Annotated in this window: 13 protein-coding genes; all 13 read right to left on the reverse strand. The window is 73.1% G+C overall.

Going from position 1 to position 9,318, the window contains the following annotated elements; translation table 11 throughout:
- Window positions 1-61: 61 nt before the first annotated feature.
- Window positions 62-826: an HAD family hydrolase gene (locus tag PUR61_RS16885; RefSeq protein WP_329879674.1), complete on the reverse strand. Its 765-nt coding sequence runs from the start codon at window positions 824-826 to the stop codon at window positions 62-64.
- Complete coding sequence (locus PUR61_RS16890; RefSeq protein ID WP_329879675.1) at window positions 823-1,656, reverse strand: 5'-3' exonuclease; 834 nt, start codon at window positions 1,654-1,656, stop codon at window positions 823-825. Before PUR61_RS16890 ends, PUR61_RS16885 begins: the two co-directional genes overlap by 4 nt.
- A complete protein-coding gene (locus tag PUR61_RS16895; RefSeq protein WP_329879676.1) occupies window positions 1,653-3,035 on the reverse strand; it encodes a glycosyltransferase family 4 protein in 1,383 nt (460 codons plus the stop codon). Before PUR61_RS16895 ends, PUR61_RS16890 begins: the two co-directional genes overlap by 4 nt.
- 17 nt (window positions 3,036-3,052) lie before the next feature.
- The gene (locus PUR61_RS16900) at window positions 3,053-3,826 is read right to left on the reverse strand and encodes a reverse transcriptase domain-containing protein (protein ID WP_329879677.1); all 774 of its coding nucleotides are present in this window, start codon (window positions 3,824-3,826) and stop codon (window positions 3,053-3,055) included.
- A gap of 26 nt (window positions 3,827-3,852) precedes the next feature.
- A complete protein-coding gene (locus PUR61_RS16905; protein WP_329879678.1) occupies window positions 3,853-4,956 on the reverse strand; it encodes a glycosyltransferase family 4 protein in 1,104 nt (367 codons plus the stop codon).
- Window positions 4,953-5,501: a formylglycine-generating enzyme family protein gene (locus PUR61_RS16910; protein WP_329879679.1), complete on the reverse strand. Its 549-nt coding sequence runs from the start codon at window positions 5,499-5,501 to the stop codon at window positions 4,953-4,955. Before PUR61_RS16910 ends, PUR61_RS16905 begins: the two co-directional genes overlap by 4 nt.
- Before the next feature lie 134 nt (window positions 5,502-5,635).
- Window positions 5,636-6,250, reverse strand: a complete 615-nt coding sequence (folE, locus tag PUR61_RS16915) for a GTP cyclohydrolase I (protein WP_329879680.1) — start codon at window positions 6,248-6,250, stop codon at window positions 5,636-5,638.
- Window positions 6,247-6,969 carry a WbqC family protein gene (locus tag PUR61_RS16920; protein ID WP_329879681.1) on the reverse strand — a complete coding sequence of 241 codons (723 nt, stop codon included), beginning with the start codon at window positions 6,967-6,969 and terminating at the stop codon, window positions 6,247-6,249. The genes folE and PUR61_RS16920 overlap by 4 nt, the downstream gene beginning before the upstream one ends.
- The gene (locus PUR61_RS16925) at window positions 6,966-7,667 is read right to left on the reverse strand and encodes a PIG-L deacetylase family protein (protein ID WP_329879682.1); all 702 of its coding nucleotides are present in this window, start codon (window positions 7,665-7,667) and stop codon (window positions 6,966-6,968) included. Before PUR61_RS16925 ends, PUR61_RS16920 begins: the two co-directional genes overlap by 4 nt.
- Before the next feature lie 48 nt (window positions 7,668-7,715).
- Entirely contained in the window at window positions 7,716-8,276 is a 561-nt protein-coding gene (locus PUR61_RS16930) for a phosphoribosyltransferase (protein ID WP_329879683.1), read from the reverse strand.
- Complete coding sequence (locus tag PUR61_RS16935; RefSeq protein WP_329879684.1) at window positions 8,267-8,713, reverse strand: DUF6884 domain-containing protein; 447 nt, start codon at window positions 8,711-8,713, stop codon at window positions 8,267-8,269. Before PUR61_RS16935 ends, PUR61_RS16930 begins: the two co-directional genes overlap by 10 nt.
- Entirely contained in the window at window positions 8,703-8,957 is a 255-nt protein-coding gene (locus PUR61_RS16940; protein ID WP_329879685.1) for a hypothetical protein, read from the reverse strand. Before PUR61_RS16940 ends, PUR61_RS16935 begins: the two co-directional genes overlap by 11 nt.
- Before the next feature lies 1 nt (window position 8,958).
- Window positions 8,959-9,318 (reverse strand): transposase (locus tag PUR61_RS16945; RefSeq protein ID WP_329879686.1); only part of this gene is annotated, 360 nt, incomplete at its 5' end.

Here is a 9,318-nt window from a genome sequence, read left to right on the forward strand (position 1 = left end):
TGGCTCTCGCGCGCCGGGTCCGGGGCGCTGGCCGGGCATCTGCGTTGCAGACGTGGTGAGACTAGCCGACCGGATTGGTGGCGTGGGAGATTTCGGCGCGGGCGGGCGGGATTTCCCAGCGAACTGCGTGCGTCTCGCCATGGTGTTCGAGGACCACGCGGGCCGCGGCGGACAGGTCGGGTATGCCGCCGGTGTAGGGGCGCTGGACCCAGATGGCGTTGATGCCGGCCGCCTGAGCGCCGGCGACGTCCGCGTAGGGGTTGTCGCCGACCATCCACAGGAGGCCCGGGCCGGCCGCCGCGCGGGCGCGGCGGAATGCCTCCAGGTGGGGCTTCTCGTAGCCGGTGGCGGCCGAGTTGATGACGGCCGTCAGCCGTGGGGTGACACCGAGGGCGTCGAGGATCGCCGGAAGTTCGGGGACGTGGTTCGAGACGACGACGTGCTGCCAGCCTTCGGCCCGAAGGTGGTCGAGGGTGTGCAGGGCGATCGGGTAGAGGGACCAGGCTCGGGTGTCGATGTAGGTGGCGCGGGTCGCGTGCGCGGCGGCGGCGGCCATCTCGGGGTCCATGCCGAGCCTGGTGAGGGCGTCGCGGATCACGGTGGTGATGTGGGCCCACCAGCGGTCGGCGTCGGCGAGGTGGGGGTGGGGCTGGTCGCTGTTGTGCCAGGGGAAGCCGGTGCCGAGGGCGTCGAAGAGGTCGGTGAACTGCCAGGAGTGGTCGGGCTGCTGGCGGTCGAGGATCTCCAGCAGGCACTCGGCCCAGGTGCCGTGGCGGCGGTGGCCGAGGGTGCCGTCGAAGTCCCACAGCACGGTGCCGGCGGTCACCACAGGTCCAGCCTCTCCAGGACGATGGCCGCGCGAGGGAGGGGTTCGGTCGGGGTACCGGTGAGGAGCTCGTCGGGCAGCTCCACCTTGTGGTCCAGGCGGATCATCTCGCGCCACCGCAGTGCGTCCTGCCACTGACCGGCCCAGGCGGGTCGAAGCTCGTCAGCGGGGATCTGTTCGAGAGAGCGGGTGTCGCGCAGCAGGCGGGTGGCGGTCTTGGCGCCGATGCCGCGCACGCCGGCGATGTTGTCGGCCGGGTCGCCGGTCAGTGCCCGGTAGTCCGGCCACTGGGCCGCGGTGACGCCGAAGCGGTCGATGACGTCCGCGCCCGTGCTGTAGCGGCGCTGCTCGGCAAGCATGGTGTTCAGCAGGCGCACCTCGGGGTCGGCGAGCAGCTGCAGGAAATCCTTGTCGCCGCTCATCACGTCCACCGGCCGGCCCTGGCGCCGGGCCAGGGTGGTCAGGGTCGCGATGACGTCGTCGCCCTCGCAGCCGTCCTGCTCGATCCACCGCACCCCGCTCCCGTCCAGGGCCGCCTTGATGTGAACCAGGGACCCCATCAGGCCGGGGTCCGGCTCGACGGCGCGGTTGGCCTTGTAGGCGTCGTCCTGCTCGACACGCCCCTGGGCGCCATCCTCGGAATCGAAGACGACGAACATCTCGTGGCCGGCCGCGTGCTGGAGCTGGGCCTTGCGCAGCAGCGCGGCGAAGCCGAACACCCCGGTGCGGTCGTGCTGCTTGTCCCGATCGAAGATCCGTGCGGCGAACCCGTACCAGGCGCGGTACAGGAGGTGGTGGCCGTCGACGAGCAGCAGCGGTGAGGGCGTCATCGCATGGCCTCCAGGGGGTCGAGCTGGCTGGGGGTGGCCTGTGACCGCGGCTGACGGGCATCCGGGACCGGATGACCGGGGAGTCTACCGGCGCCCCGACCCGGGGATGGGAAGAACCGGGCCAGCAGCGCGAAGAGGTGTCCGGCCGCGTCCCGCTCGGCGATCACGCGGGCGTACGCGGCCCGCCGCATCCGCTCCCGCTCCGCCTCCGGGAGAGCCAGGGCGCGGCGCAGCCCTTCGGTGAGCGCGCCGTCCTCGTCCGGCGGATACAGCAGGCCGTTGTGGCCGTCGGTGATCTGTTCGGGGAATCCGTCGCGGGCCGGGGCGAGGACGATCGCGCCACCGTGCTGCGCCCACAGGCCGGTCTCGAAGACAACGTTGGCCAGGGTCTCGCCGCGGCTGGGGCAGGCCATGACGTGGGTGGCGGGCAGCGCGGCGAGGGCGCGGGCGAGCTGGCGGTCGAAGTCGCCGACGAGGGTGGCGTTCAGCCGGGCAGCGCGGCACTGCTGCTGGTAGGTGTCGAAGAGAGTGGCGCGCTCGTCGTCGGTGCGTACCGCGATGGCGGCCAGGTGGATGTCGTCGCGCAGCGGGGCGAGGGCGTCGATGAGCAGGTCGAGGCCCTTGGTGGCGTCGGTGCGGGTGATCGCGGCGACGATGGGCCGGTCGTTGGGGATGTGGTGGCGGTTGGCGATGGCGGCTGCCTGGTCGGCGGGCATGGGGAGCAGGTCGGGGTCGGCCAGGTGCAGGCCGGAGGGCCAGGGTGTGAGCCGGCGCGGGTCGAGGTCGTAGTCGTTGGTGAGGTGGCGGGTGAGGAAGGTGCCGATGTCGGCGACGTGGGCTCGGGGGTGCTGGTTGATCGCGGTGATCGCCTCCTGCTCCCAGGCGGTGTGGGCCGGGTCGAGGATGGGGCGTTCGGTGATGCGCGAGGTGCTGAAGAGGGCGAGGACGGTGTCGATCCGCTCGTGGGTGGTGAGGGCGGGCACGGCGGCGAAGGGGGTGTCGACGGCGATGGTCAGGACCTGGGTGTGGCGTTCGGCGAGGCGGGCGGCGGCTTCGGCAGCCCGGGTGCTGAGCTGCTTCCAGGTGTCGGGGTGCCAGAACGGCCGTGCCGTGTCGTAGGGCAGGGGGATGATCCGGCCGCCGAGGCGCTGGACGACGCGCAAGGCGTGGGCGAGGTCGTCGGGGTTGTGGTTCCAGGTGGCGGGGCCGGGGGCGGGTGCGGCCAGGTACACGGTGAAGGGGCCGACGGTGGCGGTCAGCCGGGCGTGGTGGTCTTCAAGGGTGGCCAGCAGGGTCTTGCTCTGGCGGCCGATGCCGTTGGTGCAGTTGTCGATGCCGTTGACGGCGCAGTACAGCAGGGCCGGGGTGGTGGGTGGCACGGTGGTGTTCTCCTGGGTCAGCCGGCGGCGTAGAGGTCTTCGGGGTTGGGGCGCCAGATCTTCGACTTGGCCGGGGCCGGACGCAGCCCGTGTGCCGCGAGCGCGTCGACGACGCGCTGCCAGGCGTGCCCGGCCTCGGCGCGGGTCCGGCAGAAGGCGGTGTAGTTGTCGGTCAGGCGCACGATCGCAAGGTCGGCGAGGGCCTGGTCGACGGGGGTCATCCGCAGGTTGGTGAGCATCGGGTTGAACCCGCTGCCGGGGTGGAGCGGGTCCGGGAGGGCGGTGAGGATGCGGCGCAGCAGGGCGAGGTAGGTGCCGTCGGTGACGAAGGCGGCGACGGAGGAGATCGCGTCTTCGAGGGTGACACCTTGGGAGGCGGCGGCGATGTCGAGGTCGGCGACCCAGGTGCGGCCGGCGTTCAGGTGGCGGGCGGCGGCGGCCACGGCCAGGGGGCGGCCGGCGCGGCGGTGCCAGCCGAACATCCACTCGGGGTAGGCGTCACGTTCCAGGACGGGTTCGGCGGCGTTGCGCATGGCGCGGTGGACGATCCGGTCGGTGACGGTGGGGATGCCGACGTGGTGCTGCTTGCCCCAGGCGTCGAAGGTGATCTCGCGGACCGGGTGCGGCTGCCAGGTGCCGTCGGTGAGCCGGGTGGAGAGGTCGGCCAGGTGGGCGGGCATGTCCTGGCGGAAGGCCCGCCAGGACATGCCGTCGGCTCCGGGCGATCCGGTGCGGCCCATGCACTGGCGGGCGGCGCGCTTGAGGTGCCGTGTGTCGGTGACCTGCCGCATGAGGCTGTGCGGTGCCGGGCCGGCGGTCACGGGAGCGCCCGGGTCAGGCCGAGGAAGGTCTCGGCGACGACGCGGGGGCTGTGGGCGGCGACCTGGGCGGGGCCGGCCTGGGAGGCGGCGTGGTAGGCGTCGAGGTCCCCGAGGAGCCGGGTCACGGCGGCCCACAGCTGCTCGGGTCCCTGGTCGAGGTCGGTCATGCGGCCGGCCTCGCCGGTGAGGGCGGGCAGGTGGCCCAGGCCGTAGCCGACGACGGGGGTGGCCACCGAGAGGGCTTCGGCGGCGACGTTGCCGAACGTCTCGGGACTGGTCGAGCCGACCACGACCACCGCGGCGCCGGCCAGGAACGGCGGCACGTCCTGCCACGGCAGGGCCGCCAGCAGGGCGACGTCGGGACGCTCGGCGGCCAGGCGGCGGCACTCGTCGATGACCTGGTCCTGCATGCCGGGCCAGTACTCGAACCCGGCGGCGGCCAGCACGATCTCCAACCGCCGACCCAGGCCGGCCGGCATCGCTTTCAGCAGTTCGGCGGTGCCCTTGTGGGGCTCGGCGCGGGCGACGATCCGCACCGGGCCGTGCGCGCGCAGCTCCTCCCGCTCGGCCGCGGTCGGCGGGGCGGTGTGGTGGAGCAGGGCGTTGGGCAGGGCCTGCCAGGAACTGGAGTCCAGGCCCTGCCGGGCGGCTTCCTCGATCATGAAGTCGCTGACCGTGAGGACCGTGTCCGGCCGGTGGGCGAGGCTGGTGGTCATCGGGGCGTCGGTGCGCAGCACGTGGACCATCAGGGAGGTGCGCACCCCGGACGGGGCGGGGCTGAGGTAGCCCAGGCCCCAGACGGCGTCGACCCAGCAGACCAGGTCCACCCGGTGGTCGATCAGCAGTCGGCGGACCTCCGCCTCGACGGGGCACGGGTCGGCGAGCAGAGCGAGCAGGTCGTCCTCGACGGCCGGCCGCGGCAGGGTGAGGGTGGTCAGGCGCAGCAGGTCGGGGTCGTCGGCCGCGGTGGCGGGGCCGGCGGCAACGATGAGGGCACGGTGCCCGCCCTGGCGCAGGCCTTCGGCGAGCGAGGCGATGCTGCGCTCGATCCCGGCGGGCTCGTTCGGGTTGTGGGTGAGCAGGACGAAGGCGATGTTCACCGGGGTGCTCCCATCTGTGTGGTCGGGTCGGTGTCGCGGACCAGGCGCAGTCCGATGCCGGGCGAGGCGAGACCCGGCAGGACGTCGTTGGCGTGGCGGCAGGAGGCGTACTGGACGAGGGAGTGGTAGGAGCCGCCGCGAAGCAGGGCTGCTCCGTCGCGGCGCCATGGGGCGAGCGTCCACTCCCAGGAGTTGCCGGCCACATCCCACACGCCCTCGGGGGTGCGGCCGGCGGGGTGCGCCCGGCCCGGGGTCGTGCGGCCGGGGCTCCACGGGCGGAGGTTGGCGTGCTGCTCGGTGGGGTCCTGGTCGCCCCAGGGGTAGAGGCGGTGGCCCCGGGAGGCCATCCACTCCCACTCGACGGAGGTGGGCAACCGGGCGCCGAGCAGCTCGGCGACCCGGCTGGCCTGGTACATCGTCAGGTCCACAACCGGCAGGCCCTCGTGGGCGAGCGACGTGTCGGACCACCACAGATCGGCGACGTCGGCGGCGCGGTGCCACTCCCGGTCGCCGAGGCGGCCGCCTTTCACCGGGATCCAGCCCACCGCATCGGCGGTGCGCGCTACGCTGAGCAGGTCCCGGGCAGCAGGTACGTTCCCCGGCGGCTGATCCGGCCCGCTCACCAGCACACGCGGGCTCGCCGCCGGCGAAAGACGGCCCTGCTCGGGCGCACCGCCGCTCACCGCGTGACGTCGGCGATCGCGAGCAGCCGCCCGGCGTACTCGGCCTGGTCGTCGAACCGCCCCATCAGGACCGTGCTGGTCGTACGGGCCCGCTGCTCGCGCACGCCGCGCATGCTCATGCACAGGTGCTCGCCGTCGGCGACGACCCCCACGTCCGGACAGCCGGTCGCCTTGGCGACGTCCGCGGCGATACCGGCCACGATCCGCTCCTGGAGCTGCAGCCGGTGCGCGTGGTCCTGGGCGATCCGGGCGAACTTCGACAGCCCCAGGACCTGCCCGCACGGCACATAGCCGATCGTCACCTCCAGGTGCATCGGGAGAAGGTGGTGCTCGCACAGACTCCGCACACTGATGCCCCGCACGACGACCATCTGCTCGCCGGTGGCGCTCAGGTCCTGCTCGAAGACGGTGTCGGTGCGGCCCGGGTCGTGGTCGAGGAACTCCGCCCACCACCTGGCCGCCCGCTCCGGGGTGCCGAGCAGGCCTTCGCGGTCGGGATCCTCGCCCAGGGCGGTGAGCAGCTCGCGGTAGAGGGCGGCGACCCGCGGGGCATCGACCCTGCGCCCCTCCCGGCGAGCCGAAGGAGTCTCCAACTGATCGGTCAACGTCATGGCGTGGCCTTCGTCTCGGTTCGTGCCCCCGCGCGCAGCACGTCGCCGGCGGCCGGGCCTTCGTGGAGCAGCAGGTCCAGGGCGCTGAGCCCCGGCCGCCAGCCGCGCCGGTCGACCCCGTACGGGGGGTGGGTGTAGGTGGCGACTTCGAGGCCGATCCCGTCGGCGGCCAGCCGCGCGTGGTCGAGGTAGCCCAACGCCCCGGTGCCGGTGCGCAGCACGTCCGCCGAGCGGCGACGGCACAGGTCGACGAGCATTTCGGTGCGGGCACCGGCCGGGTGCAGGTCGCTGGAGGCAACCAGGCGCACCGTCAGGCCGAAGCCGTCGAGCAGCAAGCGGATCAGCTCGGCGGCCAGCGGTCCCAGGTGCGTCCACGGCCGTTCGTAGATCGCCCGCAGCTCGTCGCGGTAAGCGTCCCAGTAGGGCGCGCGGCGGTAGGTCTGGTCGAGGGTGCGCCAGTGGCGCTCGGCCCACCCGGCCTCGGCGAGCTGCACCTGGTTGATCGGCTGGCCGAAGCAACGGCGCACCGGCACAGTCGGCCGCACCGGCTCGACGCCGCGCCCGCGGACCAGGTTGCGGTGCTGCCAGCCGCGCTCGGAGAATTGCACGTGGTCGAGCAGAACGAGCTCACCCACGCCCAGCAGCCGCGAGAAGTAGCCGGGCCACGGCAGATAGGCGGGCTGGTGCGCCACCAGCACCCCGGTCTTGGCGGCGCTCACCACGCCATCCGGTAGGGCGTGAAGGCCTCGGCCCGACCGGCACCGATCTCCGCTCCGGCGGCGGCGTCGATGACCCGGATCCGTTCGATGCTGCGCGGGTGCGCGAGGTCGCGCAGCTGGCTGGCATAGCACTCCAATGCCTTGTCCTTCCTCCGCGCCGAGGCGGTGATGTCCACCAGGACCGGCCGGCGGCCGGCTTCCGGTGCCCAGGCCCGGTCCTCCGGGCCCTCGAAGCCGAGCACGATCCGCGGGGAGTACCGGGCCGCACCGGCCGGGCGGGCCGCCGCATAGCAGGCGCGGTGGATCAGCTGGTGCTCCTGGTGCACGGAGCCCGCGGTGGGAATGAGCAGGGCGGCGGGGCGAAGGGCGTTGAGGGACAGCTCGGGTCCGTCCTCGATCAGCCGGACCAGATCGGGCATGTGATCATGGACCCGGTGGGCCCGGTCGTCGCCCAGCCAGGCAATGCGGCGCCCGCTCACCCCGAGCACGTCGCAGGCCGCCTCGAACTCGCCGGCGCGCTGGGCGACGGTGCTGGGGGTGCCCCAGCGGGGCAGGTCGTAGCAGGTGATCGCCAGGACGTGCACCTCGATGCCGTCCTCGGTGAAGCGGGCGAGGGTGCCGCCGGCGCCGAGCGTCTCGTCGTCGGGATGGGTGGGGACGACCAGGACGCGGTCGCCTCGGGTCAGGCCGAACATCATGCGGCCCTCCTCTTGAATTCCGTGGAAGGGAACGGGCAGGGGCGGAGATCAGGCCGTGGGGGTGCGGTGGTGCAGGCCGGTCAGGAGCGGCAGCGGCTCTACGGGCTCGTCGGCCGAGGGCTCCCAGAAGAAGCGCACCCAGTCGGCGACGTCCCAGCCCCAGGTGTCCGGGGTGAAATCGGCACCCTGGTTGCGGCACAGGACCGCGGTGCGCACCGTCCCAGGGCGCAGGTTGTCGGTGAGCCAGCGTTCGACAGCGTGCAGGGTGGCGCCGGAGCCGCAGATGTCGTCGACGAGCAGGAGCCGACTGCCGGGGGTGATACCGGCGAGCGCGTCGCTGGTGCTGGTGAGCCGGACCAGGCCGGTGGCCGGCTGCCGGGTGGCGTCGCTCGTGTTGTGCCGGGCGTGGACGATGACGGCCGGGACGGCGAGCCGCCGGGCGAGGTACTCGGCCAGCAGGGTGCCGCCGCGGGCGATGCCGATGACCACGTCGGGACGGTGCGCCCTCTCGTAATCGGCGACCCGGTCGACGGCGTCGAGGAAGGCCTGCTGGGTGAGCTGCCAGATGCGGCGGTGTTCGAAGACGCGATCGGCGACAGTCACGGGCACGGCCAGCTCCAGGAGTCGAGGACGCGGTGGACGGCGTCGAGGTGGGTGATCGGGTCGGTGATGGTATGGACGACGTCCAGCGGCAGCGGGCCCAGGACGTCCAGGTAGTCGGGCGCCAGCAGCAGCAGCGCCTCGTCGGCCGGATGCGCGGCCAGGTGCTCGGCGAGGGCCTGGCGCACCGGCTCGCGCAGGGCCTGTGCGCGGGCGGGCGTCATGGGCTGCTCGTAGGTGAGCAGCGGGGCGTCGGCGGTCACCAGGCCGTAGTGGGCGGAGAGCACCAGCACCCGGGTGCGCTCCGGGCTGGCCGGTGCGAGCCGGTGGCGCAGCGCGGGAACGCACCAGCCCTGGTAGAGGTCGAGGGCCGGCACCGGCCGGGAGGTGACGGTCTTCTCCTTCGAGCAGCCGACCACGACGAGGCCTCGGATGTCAGCGGCCACGCTCGTCACCCCACAGGTGGACGTGCAGGCGGGTGCCGAGGCGGTAGCCGCGACGGGCGAGGTGCGGAACGAGGGCGCGCATGCCGTCGTCGAGAGCCCGCTCCGTCGTGCCCTCCGGCATCACCCACACCCGGTCCAGCCCGAGCCGCGCCACCAGGTCGTCGATCTCGGCGAGGTCCTCGGGCGAGCAGACGACGAACTTGAACGTCCGATGCGGCGCCGCGGCGAAGGCCTTAGAAGTCATCTCATTTGGAGAGTCGGCGATGGCAGATGAGGGCGGCTGCGATGCTGGCGAAGGCTGCAAAGTGGTCGGCCTTGCGTTCGTAGCGGCGGTGCAGTCGGCGGAAGCCGCCGAGCCAGGCGACGGTGCGCTCGATCACCCAGCGGTGCCGGCCGAGGCGCTGGGAGGACTCGATGCCGCGGCGGGCGATGCGGGCCGGGATCTGCCGCCGGCGCAGGTAGGTGCGGATGAAGCGGTGGTCGTAGGCTTTGTCGGCGTGCAGCTTGCCGGGTCGGCGTCTCCTGGGTCCGCGTCGCGAGCGGATCGGCGGAATGGCGTCGACGAGCGGGATCAGGGCCTGGCTGTCATGGACGTTGGCTCCGGA

The sequence above is a fragment of the Streptomyces sp. BE20 genome (assembly GCF_036322525.1).
GTDB lineage: Bacteria > Actinomycetota > Actinomycetes > Streptomycetales > Streptomycetaceae > Kitasatospora.

Bases quoted from the DNA above. Each gene is read 5' to 3' on its own strand.
- PUR61_RS16925 (WP_329879682.1), bottom strand. From the start codon at position 7,667: ATGATGTTCGGCCTGACCCGAGGCGACCGCGTCCTGGTCGTCCCCACC.
- PUR61_RS16890 (WP_329879675.1), bottom strand. From the start codon at position 1,656: ATGACGCCCTCACCGCTGCTGCTCGTCGACGGCCACCACCTCCTGTAC.
- folE (WP_329879680.1), bottom strand. From the start codon at position 6,250: ATGACGTTGACCGATCAGTTGGAGACTCCTTCGGCTCGCCGGGAGGGG.
- PUR61_RS16900 (WP_329879677.1), bottom strand. From the start codon at position 3,826: ATGCGGCAGGTCACCGACACACGGCACCTCAAGCGCGCCGCCCGCCAG.
- PUR61_RS16940 (WP_329879685.1), bottom strand. From the start codon at position 8,957: ATGACTTCTAAGGCCTTCGCCGCGGCGCCGCATCGGACGTTCAAGTTC.